General features: G+C 63.0%; 15 protein-coding genes. 7 read left to right on the top strand and 8 right to left on the bottom strand.

From position 1 onward, the window contains the following. The first annotated feature begins 80 nt into the window (after positions 1-80). The 5 genes from ehuC (at position 81) to IC608_RS15715 (ending at position 4,284) form a co-directional block, all read left to right on the top strand. Positions 81-752: an ectoine/hydroxyectoine ABC transporter permease subunit EhuC gene (ehuC, locus tag IC608_RS15735; RefSeq protein ID WP_191777489.1), complete on the top strand. Its 672-nt coding sequence runs from the start codon at positions 81-83 to the stop codon at positions 750-752. Positions 753-755: 3 nt separating this feature from the next. Continuing rightward, complete coding sequence (gene ehuD, locus IC608_RS15730) at positions 756-1,448, top strand: ectoine/hydroxyectoine ABC transporter permease subunit EhuD (protein ID WP_191777487.1); 693 nt, start codon at positions 756-758, stop codon at positions 1,446-1,448. Beyond that, entirely contained in the window at positions 1,445-2,239 is a 795-nt protein-coding gene (ehuA, locus tag IC608_RS15725) for an ectoine/hydroxyectoine ABC transporter ATP-binding protein EhuA (protein ID WP_210316381.1), read from the top strand. The genes ehuD and ehuA overlap by 4 nt, the downstream gene beginning before the upstream one ends. A 78-nt stretch (positions 2,240-2,317) precedes the next feature. Then, positions 2,318-3,541, top strand: coding sequence for a TIGR03862 family flavoprotein (locus IC608_RS15720; RefSeq protein ID WP_191777485.1), 1,224 nt, complete (start codon positions 2,318-2,320; stop codon positions 3,539-3,541). Beyond that, on the top strand, positions 3,538-4,284 hold the full coding sequence (locus IC608_RS15715; RefSeq protein WP_191777483.1) for an SDR family NAD(P)-dependent oxidoreductase: 747 nt from the start codon (positions 3,538-3,540) through the stop codon (positions 4,282-4,284). The genes IC608_RS15720 and IC608_RS15715 overlap by 4 nt, the downstream gene beginning before the upstream one ends. Here IC608_RS15715 and arsC read toward each other — a convergent pair. The 5 genes from arsC to IC608_RS15690 form a co-directional block, all read right to left on the bottom strand. Beyond that, positions 4,281-4,700 (bottom strand): arsenate reductase (glutaredoxin), encoded by a 420-nt coding sequence (arsC, locus tag IC608_RS15710; RefSeq protein ID WP_191777481.1) that lies wholly within the window; start codon positions 4,698-4,700, stop codon positions 4,281-4,283. The two genes, IC608_RS15715 and arsC, sit on opposite strands and share 4 nt — an antisense overlap. After that, entirely contained in the window at positions 4,697-5,749 is a 1,053-nt protein-coding gene (gene arsB, locus IC608_RS15705; protein WP_191777480.1) for an ACR3 family arsenite efflux transporter, read from the bottom strand. Before arsB ends, arsC begins: the two co-directional genes overlap by 4 nt. After that, complete coding sequence (locus IC608_RS15700) at positions 5,746-6,105, bottom strand: ArsR/SmtB family transcription factor (protein WP_191777478.1); 360 nt, start codon at positions 6,103-6,105, stop codon at positions 5,746-5,748. The genes arsB and IC608_RS15700 overlap by 4 nt, the downstream gene beginning before the upstream one ends. Positions 6,106-6,161: 56 nt before the next feature. Continuing rightward, positions 6,162-8,039, bottom strand: coding sequence for an ABC transporter ATP-binding protein (locus tag IC608_RS15695; RefSeq protein ID WP_210316380.1), 1,878 nt, complete (start codon positions 8,037-8,039; stop codon positions 6,162-6,164). Positions 8,040-8,165: 126 nt separating this feature from the next. Next, complete coding sequence (locus IC608_RS15690) at positions 8,166-9,155, bottom strand: potassium channel beta subunit family protein (protein WP_191777476.1); 990 nt, start codon at positions 9,153-9,155, stop codon at positions 8,166-8,168. Between the two features lie 156 nt (positions 9,156-9,311). On the opposite strand from IC608_RS15690, the gene IC608_RS15685 reads away from it, so the two are divergent. Continuing rightward, positions 9,312-9,680: a VOC family protein gene (locus IC608_RS15685; RefSeq protein WP_191777474.1), complete on the top strand. Its 369-nt coding sequence runs from the start codon at positions 9,312-9,314 to the stop codon at positions 9,678-9,680. 2 nt (positions 9,681-9,682) lie between these two features. On the opposite strand, the gene IC608_RS15680 is transcribed toward IC608_RS15685, so the two are convergent. The 3 genes from IC608_RS15680 to ilvA form a co-directional block, all read right to left on the bottom strand. Then, a complete protein-coding gene (locus IC608_RS15680; protein ID WP_191777472.1) occupies positions 9,683-10,372 on the bottom strand; it encodes a pyrimidine 5'-nucleotidase in 690 nt (229 codons plus the stop codon). Positions 10,373-10,446: 74 nt separating this feature from the next. Next, complete coding sequence (locus IC608_RS15675) at positions 10,447-11,676, bottom strand: hypothetical protein (protein ID WP_191777470.1); 1,230 nt, start codon at positions 11,674-11,676, stop codon at positions 10,447-10,449. A 144-nt stretch (positions 11,677-11,820) separates the two neighbouring features. Continuing rightward, positions 11,821-13,356, bottom strand: a complete 1,536-nt coding sequence (ilvA, locus tag IC608_RS15670) for a threonine ammonia-lyase, biosynthetic (RefSeq protein ID WP_345890916.1) — start codon at positions 13,354-13,356, stop codon at positions 11,821-11,823. Positions 13,357-13,542: 186 nt separating this feature from the next. Here ilvA and IC608_RS15665 point away from each other — a divergent pair, with 186 nt between their 5' ends. Continuing rightward, positions 13,543-14,106 carry a TetR/AcrR family transcriptional regulator gene (locus IC608_RS15665; protein WP_210316379.1) on the top strand — a complete coding sequence of 188 codons (564 nt, stop codon included), beginning with the start codon at positions 13,543-13,545 and terminating at the stop codon, positions 14,104-14,106. The last annotated feature ends 1 nt before the right edge of the window (position 14,107 follow it).

Here is a 14,107-nt window from a genome sequence, read left to right as displayed (position 1 = left end):
CATCGCGCTCCATCCTGCTGTCTTGGGCGGGTGCTTCGGCGCCTGCCCGAGACGCGTTTTCACCATGAAGGCCATTTGCCATGCATTGGACTGAGTATTTCGGCCCCTTGGCTGAAGGGGCGTGGGTGACGGTGCAACTGACCGTCTATTCCACCATTCTGGGCGCCATCCTGGCCTTTGCCTCTGGCATCGGCAAACTGTCGTCCAACTGGGCCATCAAGGCCGTTTCGGTCGCCTATATCGAGGTGTTCCGCGGAACGTCCCTGCTGGTGCAGCTATTCTGGCTGTACTTCGCGCTGCCGCTGGCAGGCATGGCTTTGGGGATTGATCTCAGGCTGCCCCCCGTCATGGCCGGGGTGCTGGCGCTGGGCCTCAACATCGGCGCCTATGGCGCCGAGGTGGTGCGGGGCGCCATCCAATCGGTGCACAAGGACCAGCACGAGGCCGCACGGGCGCTCAACTTCACCTCGCGCCAGACGCTCTGGACCATAACCATTCCGCAGGCGATCCCCGAAATGATGCCGAGCTTCGGCAACCTGGCGGTGCAGAACCTCAAGGATACCGCACTCGTCTCGCTGATCAGTCTCGGGGATCTGACCTTCCGCGCCGAGCAGATCCGCAACTTCACGCAGGACAGCACGACCATCTATTCGATGCTGCTGGTCGCCTATTTCGGCATGGCTCTTGTTTTGACCGCGCTCATGCGCGGGCTCGAGGCCTATGTCAGCCGCTGGCGCATGGCGGGGAGCTAAATCATGTTGTTCGGATTTGAATGGGACCTTTCGAGCCCACTGGCGTTCGCGCTTTCCATCCTGCCCATCCTGCTCACCGGCCTTCTGGTGACGCTCCAGGCGACCGTCGTGGGCTTTGCGCTGGCTCTGGTGCTCGGCCTTGTCTGGGCAGTCCTCAAGGCCGCGCCTTCGCGCATCATTTCCTGGCCCGTCAGCGTGGTCATCGAGTTCATCCGCGACACGCCGCTGCTGGTGCAGCTCTTCTTCCTTTACTACGTCCTGCCCGAATACGGCATCGTGCTGCCCGCCTTCATGACCGGCGCGCTGGCGCTCGGCATTCAGTACAGCGCCTATACGGCCGAAGTGTATCGCGCCGGATTGCAGGCGATTGGAGCGGACCAGCGTGAGGCGGCGCGGGCGCTCAATCTCTCGTCGGCGCGCACGTTCACGCACATCATCGTGCCGCAGGCCATACCGCGCATCGTGCCGGCAATGGGCAATTATCTGGTGTCCATCATGAAGGACGTGCCGGTGCTCTCGGTGGTGACCGTGCTCGAAATGCTCAACGTCGCCAAGATCGTGGGCGACCGCACTTTCGATTATCTCATTCCGCTCTCGCTGGTGGGGGCACTCTATCTCATCACCACATTGGTGGCTTCAGCGGGCGTCCGCCTGGTGGACACCTGGCTGCCCAAGGAAGGGATCCCTCTCAAATGACCGATCCGATCATCAAGTTCGACAAGGTGGTCAAGCGCTTCGGCGACCTGACCGTGCTCAACAAGCTCGACTTCGAGGTGCAGCGGGGGGAGAAGGTCTCCATCATCGGTCCCTCCGGGTCCGGGAAGTCGACGGTGTTGCGCATCCTGATGACGCTGGAGGGCATCGACGGCGGCGTCGTGACCGTCGACGGCGAGCCGCTCTGGCACGAAAAAGCGCCGGACGGGACGCTCAAGCCGGCCAGCGAAACCCATTTGCGCAAGATGCGGACGCAATTGGGCATGGTGTTCCAGCAGTTCAACCTGTTTCCGCACATGACGGTGCTGCGCAACATCACAGAGGCGCCGGTGAAGGTGCTGGGCCTGTCCAAGAAGGAGGCCAGGCAGCGGGCAGAAGAACTGCTCGAGTTGGTGGGACTGGCGGATCAGGCCCAGAAATATCCGGGCCAACTGTCCGGTGGGCAAAAGCAGCGTGTAGGCATTGCGAGGGCCTTGGCGATGCGGCCGAACATTCTTTTGTTCGACGAGCCGACCTCGGCGCTGGATCCGGAACTCGTGGGCGAGGTGCTCAACGTCATCCGAAAGCTGGCCGACGAACATGACTTGACCATGCTGCTGGTGACGCACGAGATGCGGTTCGCCAAGGAAATTTCCGACCGGGTCTGCTTTTTCGACCGCGGCCGCATTCGTGAGGAAGGCACGCCGGAAGAGCTCTTCACCGATCCCAATGAGGATCGGACGCGGGAATTTCTGGCGGCCGTGCTGGATGAGGCACCTGGCACCACCGGCTAAGTCCTGCCAAACGAGCGGGAACTGCGCTAGAAGACCCTGCAGCATTTTTGGCTGCAGGGTCTTTCTCGAGGAGCGTGCGTGTCAAAGCCTAGGATCGCCATCGTCGGGGGTGGACCGGCTGGGTTGATGGCAGCCGAAGCGGCGGCTAGCGCCGGGGCGGAGGTCACGGTTTTCGATGCCATGCCGAGCCTGGCGCGCAAACTGCTGATGGCCGGCAAATCGGGCCTCAACATCACGCATGACGAGCCTCAAGAGCGGTTCATGGGGCGCTATGGCCAGGCTCGACCGCATCTGGCGTCGGCGCTTGGTGCCTTCAACGCCGCGGCGCTGCGCGACTGGTGCACGGAACTCGGCATCGAGACATTCGTCGGGTCATCCGGCCGCGTTTTTCCAACAAGTATGAAAGCCTCGCCCCTTCTTCGCGCCTGGCTGCAGCGGCTGGGCAGGTCCGGCGTCGTGTTCAGGCCCCGCCACCGGTGGATCGGCTGGCAGGATGATGCCCTGCTGTTCGAAACACCGGAAGGGCAGGTTTCCGAGGGCGGGGATGCCGTCGTTCTGGCGCTGGGGGGCGCCAGCTGGCCGCGGCTTGGGTCGGATGCACGTTGGGTGCCCTGGCTGGTCGAGAAGGGCGTGCCCGTAGACCAGTTCAGACCCGCCAATTGTGGCTTCGAGGTTGCCTGGAGTTCCACCTTCGCAGATCGTTTCGCGGGCGCGCCGGTCAAGGCCGTCACCGCGAAAAGTGCGGCGGGCATCCTTCCGGGCGAGTTCGTGGTGACCCAGTGGGGTGTCGAAGGCAGCCTGGTCTACGCCCACGCTGCTGCTCTGCGCGATGAGTTGGAGTCAAGCGGCAGAGCAGCGCTGGTGCTCGATCTGGTTCCGGGACGCAGCGCCGAGCGGCTCGCGCGCGATCTCGCACGACAGCCTGCCAAGGCGAGCTTTTCCAACCGGCTACGCAAGGGGGCCGGGTTGGATCCCGTCAAGCTCGGCCTTTTGCGCGAGTGTGTGGAGGACCCCGGTGCGCTTGATCCGGCGGGCCTTGCTGAGCGTCTCAAGGCCTTGCCGCTTTCCCTCACCAAGCCACGACCGATCGAGCAGGCGATTTCTTCAGCTGGAGGCGTCTCATGGAGTGGCGTCGAGACGAATTTCATGCTTGCCGGCTTGCCGGGGGTGTTCGTCGCGGGTGAAATGCTGGACTGGGAGGCGCCGACGGGGGGATATCTGCTGACGGCGTGCTGGGCCACCGGACGCGCAGCGGGGCTCGCGGCCGCACGATATGCAGCGGACCAGGTGAGGGCAGAATGAACAAAATCGATCTCGACGGGCAGGTTGCGGTCGTAACAGGCGGGGCGCAGGGACTGGGGTTCGCAATCGCGCAGCGCCTGCTGGCCTCGGGAGCCCGCGTCAGTCTCTGGGATCGAGAGGCTGGGGCGCTGGAGAAGGCTGCTGCTGCCCTGGGCAGTAGCCCCGATTCCCAAATGGTAGACGTTACCGATCTGGCGGGCCTCGAACACGCCCTTGCCGGGGCCGAGGCGGCGCTTGGGCCCGTGTCCATCCTCGTGCATTCGGCCGGTGTCGCGGGCAATAACGCCCTCCTCGATGACTACGACCCGGAAGAATGGCGCCGTGTCATCGACATCAACCTCAACGGCACGTTCTATGTGAACCGTGTGGTGGTGCCGGGCATGAAAGCGCGCAATTACGGGCGCATCGTCAACATCGCCTCCATCGCCGGCAAGGAAGGCAACCCGACGGCCTCTGCCTACGCGGCGGCGAAGGCCGGTGTGATCGGCATGACGAAGTCGCTGGGCAAAGAGCTCGCGAAACATGACATCGCCGTCAACGCCATCACGCCCGCCACAGCCAAGACCCGCATACTCGACACGCTGACGGACGAATTCATCGACTACATGCTCTCCCGTATCCCGCGCGGGCGCTTTCTGGAGGTGGACGAGGCGGCTTCGATGGTCGCGTGGCTGGTGAGCCGGGAGAACAGCTTCACGACGGCCAGCGTCTTCGACCTGTCCGGCGGGCGCGCGACCTACTAGACCCGCTGCCCGGTCGCGTCGATCACCACTTCGCCATCCTCCTTGGTGAAGGGAATGGTGCGGGCCTCCGGCAAGATTTCCAGCACCACTTCGGATGGCCGACAGAGCCGTACGCCGTGTGGCGTTTCCACGAAGGGGCGGGTGATGAGGATGGGGTGCGCCAGCATGCTCTCGATCAGCGCGTCATCCGAAAGCGCGGGGTCGTCGAGGCCAAGGGTCTTGTAGGGGGTGTCCTTGATGCGGATGGCGTCCCGGACGGTAAGCCCCGCCTGCTGGATCAGATGGACCAGCCGCTCCCGGCTCGGCGGCTGCTCAAGATAGAGGACGACTTCAGGCTCGATGCCGGCGCCGCGGATCATGGCGAGGGTGTTGCGAGACGTGCCGCAGTCAGGGTTGTGGTAGATGGTGACGCTCATGCTGCCGATGTCCTCGCTCTATGGGCCGCGCCTGCTTCGTACCAGCCCTTGCTCCTGTTCACTATCCAGACCACGCTGAGCATTACCGGCACCTCGACCAGCACGCCGACGACAGTGGCCAGCGCTGCCCCTGATTGCAGGCCGAAGAGGCTAATCGCGGCCGCGACAGCCAGTTCGAAAAAATTTGATGCTCCGATAAGGGCCGAGGGTGCCGCCACACAGTGCTGCTCGCCGCTCCATCGGTTGAGGAGGTATGCCAATCCGGAGGTGAAATAGACCTGAATGAGGATGGGCACGGCCAAGAGCAGGATCACCATAGGCTGGGAGATGATCTGATCGCCCTGGAACCCAAACAGCAGCACAAGCGTGGCCAGAAGGGCGATGATGGAAACGGGCTGCAGTCGGCCGAGAATGGCAGCGAGCCGGTCTCTTCCACGGGCCGCGAGCACCCAGACGCGCAGAAGCTGCGCTAGAACTGCCGGAACGATAATGTAGAGCCCGACCGAAAGGAGCAGCGTGTTCCACGGCACGGTGATGGCGGAAAGCCCCAGGAGCAGGGCCACTATGGGCGCAAAGGCGATCACCATGATCGCGTCGTTGAGGGCCACCTGGCTTAGGGTGAAGGCGGGGTCGCCCCGTGTCAGGTTGGACCAGACAAAGACCATCGCCGTGCAGGGCGCGGCGGCCAGAATAATGAGGCCAGCAATGTAGGAATCGATCTGGTTATCGGGCAGCAGGGGCCGAAACAGCCAGCCGATGAAAATCCAACCCAGCAAGGCCATGGAAAATGGCTTGATAGCCCAGTTGATAAAAAGCGTGACGCTGATCCCGCGCCAGTGCTGCCCTACTCGCGCCAGCGAACGGAAGTCGATGCGCAGCAGCATCGGGATGATCATCAGCCAGATAAGCACCGCGACCGGCAGATTGACCTGGGCCACTTCCAGTGAGGACAGAGTTCGAAAAGCGGAGGGGAAGACCTGTCCGAGCCCGATGCCTGCGACGATGCAGAGAGCGACCCAAAGGGTGAGATAGCGTTCGAAGACAGTCATCGCATCGCCCTCTTTTCCACCGGCGAGCAGTGCGTCGTAATGTCGTTTATGAGAGGATCGCAGAGCTCGGGCCGACCACCGCAGCAGTCGTTGACCAGATACTCGATGACGCCGCGCATGCGCTCCATATCGGCCCGGTACGCTACCGTGCGGCCCTGCCGTTCGGCGAGCACCAGCCCGGACCGCGCCAACTGCGCAAGGTGCGTGGACATGGTGTTCTGTGGCACCTCGAGTTGCCGGGCGATCTCGCCTGCGGGCAGACCGTCCGGCCCGTGGCGCACGATCAGCCGAAAGGCGGTCAGTCGCGTCGGTTGGGCGAGGGCAGAGAGGGCGCTGATAACTTCATATTGTTCCATATATCGAGATATACAGATATATTGACCGACGGCAAGTCTCAATTTTGCTGTGGTCTTTACCGGTAGCCTGCCGCCTGCAGTTCGAACAGTTCGGCATAGCGGCCGCCCAGGGCCAGCAATTCCTCGTGGCTGCCGGCCTCAAGGATGGCGCCATTGTCGAGCACGAGAATGCGATCCGCCATGCGGACGGTGGAAAAGCGGTGGGAGATGATGACGGCGGTCTTGCCCGTCGCTAGCCCCTTGAAGCGGGAGAACACTTCGGCTTCCGCCTTGGCGTCGAGGGCCGCCGTGGGTTCATCGAGAATGATCAGTTCAGCGTCCCGCATATAGGCACGGGCAATGGCCACTTTCTGCCACTCGCCGCCCGATAGGTCTCGGCCATGCTTGAAGAGGCGCCCCAACTGCTGCTCGTAGCCCTGGGGGAGGGAGGCGATGACACCGTCGGCCAGGCTTTGCTCGGCCGCCGTATCGATGCGCGATTGGTCTTCGCGGGCCTCGATGCGTCCGACGCCGATATTGTCGCGGGCGGTGAAGCTATAGCGAATGAAATCCTGAAAGATGACGCCGACATGGGCGTGTATGTCGGCTGGTGCCATGTCCTTGAGATCGATCCCGTCGACTGTGATGCGGCCCTCGCTGGGGTCGTAGAGGCGTGTCAGCAGCTTGACGATGGTCGTCTTGCCCGCGCCGTTTTCCCCCACCAGGGCCAGGGTTTCTCCGGCAGGCAGGGTGAAGGACAGGTTGCGCACAACCCACTGATCGGCCTCGGGATAACGGAAGCCCACATTGTCGAACACGATGCCCTGCCGCAGGGGTGCCGGGAATGCCTTTGGCCGCGCCGGCGCGAGCACGGTGGGCTCGATCTCGAAGAAGGAGAAGAGGTCGTCGAGGTAGAGCGACTGGCCGGCGATCTGCGTGAAGCCAAGCAGGATCTTCTGGAAAAGGCCATTGAGGCGGAGGAACGAGCCCGAGAGAAAGGCGAGGTCGCCAATGGAGAAGTCTCCAATGATGGTGCGCCAGACGATGAACCCGTAGGCGCCGTAATAGGTGAGGCTGGCGATGGCTGAGAAAAGGGCACCCCAGCCGGCCCGCATCAGCGCGACACGGCGATTCTCAAGAAAGATCTGGTGGGCCAGCAGCTTGAAGCGCCCAACGAGAAAGTCCCCGAGGCCAAAGAGCTTTATTTCTTTCGCCGTCTCGGCGCTGGCGCCGATGTGCCGCAGATATTCGAGTTCGCGCCGCTCCGGGGTGCGCCAGCGGCTCAGCATGTAGGCCAGGGTGTTGAAACGGGTTTCGCCCCAGACCGCTGGAACGAAGCTCAACGGCAGAAGCAGGATTAGCCACGGGGCATAGACGAAAAGCCCCGCCGCAAGGGTGATGACGGTGAGGATGTCCTGCGCCTGGCCGAACATCTGGCTCAATAGCGCGTTCCGCCCGGCCGCCTGACGCCGGGCACGCTCAAGACGATCCTGATATTCCGCGGACTCAAAATGCATCAGGTCGAGCCGGGCGGCGTGTCCCATGAGCTCGACGCTGACCGTATTGGAATGCAGCTCGGAAAGCACCGAGTCCACAAGGCCAGTGGCACGGGTCAAAACGTCAGTCAGGAGGACCAGAACGAGCTCGATGGCAAGAAGCTCGACAACGGTGGTCAGCGCGCCGCTGGCCCACCAATCGCCAAAGCCGGGGCCAGGCGGCGGCAGGCTTGTGAGGCGCACCACTTCGTCAATGATCAGCTTACCCACGTAGAGGGCTGCCACCGGCTGAAGGGCGGCAACGAGACGCAGCCCAATGCTGGCTGCGGTCAGCCAGCGGCTGGTGCGCCAGATCTGAGCCACCAGCCGCCCCAGATGGCGCATATTCTGCAGCCGCTCGCGAAAGCTCGGAGCTTGTTCGGGGTGGGGAGGCGGGCGCCGGCCGGGAAGATCGGTCATGGTGTTTCTTGTAGCGCCGAAGCCGGCCCGGGAAAACGCACGGATTATTAGCGTCTGCCGCCGTGTATCCCCCGGCCCCGCTGCGCACCTCTAATCGAGATAGCGCAGCGGGAAGGGCAGGCAGCCTTAGAAGCGCTGCGGCGCAGCGGGCTTGTTGCCGATGATCGTCTCGATTTTCTCGATGACGTCAGGGGTCAGCTTGCTCTTGTGGTCCAGCGCGGCGAGGTTGTCGATGAGCTGGCTCTTCCTGGACGCACCGAGGATCACGGTGGAGACGTGCGGTGTGCGCAGGCACCAGAGCAATGCGAGGTGCGTGATGGAGAGGCTCACCTCGTCCGCCAGCTTGGCCAGTTGGCGGATCTTGTCGAGCCGCGCCTGACCGTCCTCGCTTTGCAGTTGCTCCTTGAGCCACTCATAGCCGGGCAGGTTCATGCGACTGTCGGCCGGAATGCCGTCATTGTATTTGCCCGTCAGGAGGCCTGAGGCGAGCGGAGACCAGATGGTCGTGCCCAGGCCAAGAAGGTCGTAGAGCGGCAGGTAGTCCTTCTCCACCTTCTCGCGGGTGAAGAGGTTGTACTGCGGCTGCTCCATGGTGGGCGGTGTGAGGTGGTTGGCGCGCGCAAAGCCCCAGGCCTCCGTTAGTTGCTGGGCGCTCCACTCGGAGGTGCCCCAATAGAGTACCTTGCCTTGGGTGACGAGGTTGTGCATGGCCCACACCGTCTCCTCGATCGGGGTGTCGATGTCCGGGCGGTGACAGAAGTAGAGGTCGAGATAATCGACCTGGAGGCGCTTGAGGGCGGCGTGGCAGGCCTCGGTGACGTGCTTGCGGCTGAGGCCCTTCTGCGTGGGCTTCTGACCGCCCCAGAAGACCTTGGAAGAAACCGAATAGCTGTCACGGCTCCAGCCGAGCTTGGCCAGTGCCTCGCCCATCAGCTTTTCCGACTTCCCGGCCTCGTAGCCTTCGGCGTTGTCGAAGAAATTGACCCCCGCGTCGTAGGCGTGGCGCATGAGGTCGATGGCATCGTTCTGATCGACCTGTTTGGAGAAGGTGACCCAACTGCCGAGCGAAAGTTCGCTGACCTTGAGGCCGGATTTGCCCAAGCGACGATATTCCATTTGCGATGTCCTCGGATTTGGCGCCTTGCGCCCGTTGTCTTTATCGGCACTTGCCGATGGAGAAGCTGGTCTATCGCGCTGAAGGTGGCATTGTAAACAGCTGCAGGAACGCCCGGACCCGAATGACGTTGCTTGTCAAGCATGGGGAGGCAACCAATGCTACGCGATCAGGACAGTTCGGCCATCGTCGCCGTTTCGGATATCGACCGGGCCAAGACATTTTATCGCGACGTGCTCGGGCTCGAGGTGACGGAGGACAGCGGGCAGGTCGTCACCTTCCGCACCGGTGCGACCAGGCTCGTGGTCTACGTGTCGGAGTATGCCGGCACCAACAAGGCCAATGCAGTGGTCTGGGGCGTCGGCGACCAGCTCGAAACCATCGTGTCCGATTTGCGAGACAAGGGCGTGACCTTCGAGCGCTATGAGGGCATGGACTATGCCGAAGGCATCCACCGGGCCGGAGATTTTCGCATGGTGTGGTTCAAGGATCCGGACGGCAACATCCTGCACCTCAACAGCATGTAACCTCAGGGCAGTTCGCGCAGGAACCGGACCAGATCGCTGGTGACATGGTGGACGTGGGGACCGCGGGCGCGGCCGAGTTCCCAGGCATCCACCTGTGCGTGGGCGAAGCCGTCGCCGGCCACGACCTGCACCGTCACCATCCCCACCTCGTGGGGGACGAGCAGGTTTTTCTCGAGATCATCGAACATCACGGCCTGGCGCGGATCGATGCCGTGCCGCAGAAAGAAGCCGTCATAGGCCTCGCGGTGCGGCTTGGGCACGAAGGTCATGGCACGGATGTCGTGCACATGCTCGAAAAGGTCGTCGCCGCCGAGACGCTTGAGGACGTTGCGGGCGTGTCCGGTGTCGCCATTGGTCAGGATGAACTTGCGCCCCGGCAGGGCACGGATCGCCTCGACGAGGTCGGGATGCGGGAGCACCGGCGCGTAGTCGATGGCGTGTACCGTGTTGAGGAAGTGATCCGCGTCCACCTGATGGCGGTGCATCAGGCCGTTCAGGGTGGTGCCGAAATCGCGGTAATAGGTCTTCTGGAGGTCGCGCGCCGCAGCAAAATCGAGCTGAGTCAGTTCCATCACGTAGTTTGTGATGCGCACGTCGATCTGCGCGAACAGGTTACATTCCCGCGGGTAGAGGGTGTTGTCGAGGTCGAACACCCATTCGGTCACATGCGATAGACTGCGGGGCAGGGCCATGCTGAGTTCGTTCATCTTCCCAGCATGGCATGAAATCGTGAAAGCTTCACCTAAAGTGGTGGTGAAGCCATACCTCACTCGGCCGCGGCATTTGCGGAGACGGTGAGGCCCAGTGCAGAGATCAGACCCGCCGGATTGGCTGCAGCCGCAGTCAGCACCAGCAACGATGTGGGGCTGGGTGGCTGCACCGCGACTTCAAAGCTCTGCGGATCATCGAGGAACGCGTTGACCTGCGGCACCACGAGATCGGTCAAAGGCTGCACACCGGCCTGTCCGACCAGTTCCGGTACCATCGCCTTGAGGCCGGCCACGAAGGTGGCGCGATCAGCGCCGGACTGGCCGGCGTAGAAATCCAGCAGCTTGTTGGCGAGGCCCGCATCGTCGTAGCGCACGGCGGCGCTGGTGAGGCTGAGCGACTGGAGCATCTCCATGCCGGCCATCATCTGTTTTGCCTGGGCTTCTTCGCTGGTGGGATCGGCATCACTCGCCTGCAGCGCATAGAGCTTTTCGAGCACCGGCATGGTGAAGCCGGTAAGGTCGGCCGTGATGTCGAGAGAGCCGATGTCGGCGAAATCGAGCAGGAATTGGTCGATGACCATGTGCCCGTCCGCCAGCGACCAGGACATTGACTCGTTGATGTCGCCCGAGATCGTGGTGAGGCCGAGGGCTTCGATCATGGCGCCCGATTCAGGGTCCTCATCCTCTACGGTCGAAAGGTCGGCCCAGATGCCCGACACGGAGAATGTGGTGTCGATGCTTTCGAGCGCGTCGGCGTCGTCATAGGAAAAATCGGACGCCAGTTGCATGCCGTCGATGCGGATCACTTCCTCGCCCTTGCGGGTGACCGACAGCTTGCCGGTGGACAGGCTGGCGACGCTTTGCAGGCCAGTTTCGAGCGAGACCTGATCGGCCGGGGGCAGCCAGATGTCTTCGGCCTTCATGTCGACCAGACTGACCCGACCCTCTGGATCGTCGGCGAACTGGCTATCGATGTCGGGGACGGTAAGGCTTTGGGCCGTGAAGCCGCCATCTTCGGTTTCGGCAACGCCGGAGAAGGTGAGTTCAGTCTCGAGCTTGGTCGGCTCGGTCTCGCCGGCCATCGTCAGGGTGACGCCGTCGACCTTGATGGTGTCGCCTTCGAGCGTGGCGGGGCCGAACTGGAAGTCATAGCCCATGGTGGCGTAGACTGCTTCGACCCGGTCAAGAAACGCCTCGGCGTCCAGTGCCCACGCCGGTTGCAGGGCACCCAGGCTGACAAGCGCGGTCGCCAGCATCAGGGTTGTGGTCTTGATCGACCTCTTCATAACAATAGTCCCTCGGTTCTTCGGGTGGCCTTGCACCGTGCCGCCACGCCTTGCGTCTTTGATTGCCTTGGAAACGCCCAATATCAAGAGTTTGACGGCCAAAATGCGTCCCATCAATAGACGCAGTATATTTCGCCCTAATGTCTATATGCGGCTAGCGGGGTGTTGGTCGAGAAACTGCCGATAGGCAGGATTGTCCGTCTCGTCCCACCAGGGAAAACCGATGGTCTCGAGGTGCTCGATAAGGTCGTCCTGCGTTTCGGGCGGCACCTGGATCCCCACAAGCACCCGTCCATAGTCGGCGCCGTGGTTACGATAGTGGAACAGCGAGATGTTCCAGGCGTCGGTGAGGCCTTCCAGAAACTTCAGCAGGGCCCCGGGCCGCTCGGGAAACTGGAAGCGGAACACCTGCTCATCGCGCAGATCGTTGACCCGGCCACCCACCATGTGACGGACGTGCAGCTTGGCGACCTCGTTGTCGGTCATGTCCGTCACGGCCAGCCCGCGCGCGGTGAGGAGGTCGATGATGTCGGCCTTTTCCCTGTCACCGTCCGTCAGCTTGATGCCGACAAAGATGCTGGCTGTCGTGCCGTGGGCATAGCGATAGTTGAATTCCGTGATCGCGCGCTTGCCGAGGAGGCGAATGAAGGCGCGATAGCTGCCAGGGTGCTCCGGGATGGTGACGGCAAGCAGGGCCTCGGCTCGCTCGCCGATCTCGGCGCGTTCGGCGACGTAACGGAGACGGTCGAAATTGACATTGGCGCCCGAGTTGATGGCGATGAGGGGACCGTCGGGCGCGGCCCCGCGCTCGACGTCGCGCCGCAGCCCCGCAAGGGCGAGGGCGCCGGCGGGCTCGGCAATGGCGCGCATGTCGTCGAAAATATCCTTGATGGCGGCGCAGATTTCGTCGGCGGAGACGGTGACGATATCGTCCAGCAGGTCCCGGCAGATGCGGAAGGTCTCGTTGCCGACCTGGCGAACGGCGACGCCGTCGGCGAACAGCCCCACCTGATCGAGCGCCACGGGACCGCCTGCGGCAATTGCGGCCTGCATGCTGGCCGCTTCTTCCGGCTCGACGCCGATGACGCGAATGTCGGGGCGAAGGAATTTGACGAAGGCCGCGATGCCGGCGGCCAGCCCACCGCCGCCAATGGGAACGTAGATGGCGCCGATTTTGTCTGGGTGCTGTCGCATGAGTTCGAGGCCGACGGTGCCCTGGCCCGCGATGACGTCGGGATCATCGAAGGGATGAACGAACACATAGCCGTGGCGCTCGGCCAGAATGGCAGCATGGGCGCGGGCAGCGTCGAACCCGTCGCCGAAGAGGACAACTTCGCCCCCTAGGGCCTGGACCGCGGTGACTTTGATGGCAGGGGTCGTCGTGGGCATGACGATGACCGCCCGTATGCCCATTCGGGTGGCAGAGAGGGCAACGCCCTGCGCGTGATTGCCTGCCGAAGCGCAGATCACGCCGCGGGCGCGTTCTTCCGCACTCAACTGGGCCATCCGGTTGTGCGCACCGCGGATTTTGAAGGAGAAGACCGGTTGCAGATCTTCACGCTTGAGTAGGACCGGCCGCGCGAGACGTGCCGACAGCCGCGGCATAGGCTCGAGCGGGGTCTGAATGGCGACGTCGTAGACGGACGATGTCAGAATCTTGCGGACGTAGTCGGTCATGATGCGCTCCTCAGCGCCGCGATGAACGGCTCCTGACAGGAAATGTCAACGTCAGCGCCTAGTCTGATTTCAACCCTAGGCGCATGGCTGGCTTGTCTCAATCAAGTGATTGATTAGCGTGGGTGAGGGGCGTATAGGCGCGCCATGCAGATCGATTGTTCAAGACGCGAGAGCGGCGACGAGCGCCGCTTGGCCATAGCCAAGGCGGCGCGCGGGCTGATTGTCGAGAAGGGCCTCGAGGGGCTTCGCACGCGCGACATCGCGGCGCGCGTCGGCATCAACATCGCCACGTTGCACTACCACGTGCCGAGCAAGGAGGCGCTGGTGGCCCTGGTGGCGCAGAGCCTGAAGGAGGAATTTCGGGCACAGGAGATGCAGCGACCGCGCGACGGGCGATCCGGTCTGGCCCTGCTGCGTATGGAGTTCGAAGATATCGTCGAGACCATGCTCGAAGCGCCCGATCGCCTCAGCGTCATGGCTGAACTGGTGGAGCGCGCGCGGCGTGACCCAGCCATCGCTCAAATCATTGGGCCGATGACCAATCACTGGCGCTCGATCCTCGCCGGTATTTTCTCCCGCGGCGTCGCCGATGGCACGTTGCGGCAGACCATAGATCCAGAGGCGGCGGCCCACATTTTTCTGGGCACGATTGCCGGCTGGCGCACCACACAGCCAAGCCGGGAAGAGATGGTCTCGGTTTTTGCAGAACTCGAACGGGCCTTTATCGCGCCCGCGCAAGAAGAAGAGGTTTGAA

This window comes from Devosia oryzisoli (genome assembly GCF_014837245.1).
In the GTDB taxonomy this organism is placed as follows: Bacteria; Pseudomonadota; Alphaproteobacteria; order Rhizobiales; family Devosiaceae; genus Devosia; species Devosia oryzisoli.
Note: the sequence above shows the minus strand (reverse complement) of the source record. Positions and strands in the feature narration are given on the sequence as shown.

Excerpts from the sequence above, each read along its gene's own strand:
- ehuC (WP_191777489.1), top strand. The coding sequence starts at position 81 with ATGCATTGGACTGAGTATTTCGGCCCCTTGGCTGAAGGGGCGTGGGTG.
- ehuD (WP_191777487.1), top strand. The coding sequence starts at position 756 with ATGTTGTTCGGATTTGAATGGGACCTTTCGAGCCCACTGGCGTTCGCG.
- ehuA (WP_210316381.1), top strand. The coding sequence starts at position 1,445 with ATGACCGATCCGATCATCAAGTTCGACAAGGTGGTCAAGCGCTTCGGC.
- IC608_RS15715 (WP_191777483.1), top strand. The coding sequence starts at position 3,538 with ATGAACAAAATCGATCTCGACGGGCAGGTTGCGGTCGTAACAGGCGGG.
- arsC (WP_191777481.1), bottom strand. The coding sequence starts at position 4,700 with ATGAGCGTCACCATCTACCACAACCCTGACTGCGGCACGTCTCGCAAC.
- arsB (WP_191777480.1), bottom strand. The coding sequence starts at position 5,749 with ATGACTGTCTTCGAACGCTATCTCACCCTTTGGGTCGCTCTCTGCATC.
- IC608_RS15700 (WP_191777478.1), bottom strand. The coding sequence starts at position 6,105 with ATGGAACAATATGAAGTTATCAGCGCCCTCTCTGCCCTCGCCCAACCG.
- IC608_RS15695 (WP_210316380.1), bottom strand. The coding sequence starts at position 8,039 with ATGACCGATCTTCCCGGCCGGCGCCCGCCTCCCCACCCCGAACAAGCT.
- IC608_RS15690 (WP_191777476.1), bottom strand. The coding sequence starts at position 9,155 with ATGGAATATCGTCGCTTGGGCAAATCCGGCCTCAAGGTCAGCGAACTT.
- IC608_RS15685 (WP_191777474.1), top strand. The coding sequence starts at position 9,312 with ATGCTACGCGATCAGGACAGTTCGGCCATCGTCGCCGTTTCGGATATC.
- IC608_RS15680 (WP_191777472.1), bottom strand. The coding sequence starts at position 10,372 with ATGGCCCTGCCCCGCAGTCTATCGCATGTGACCGAATGGGTGTTCGAC.
- IC608_RS15675 (WP_191777470.1), bottom strand. The coding sequence starts at position 11,676 with ATGAAGAGGTCGATCAAGACCACAACCCTGATGCTGGCGACCGCGCTT.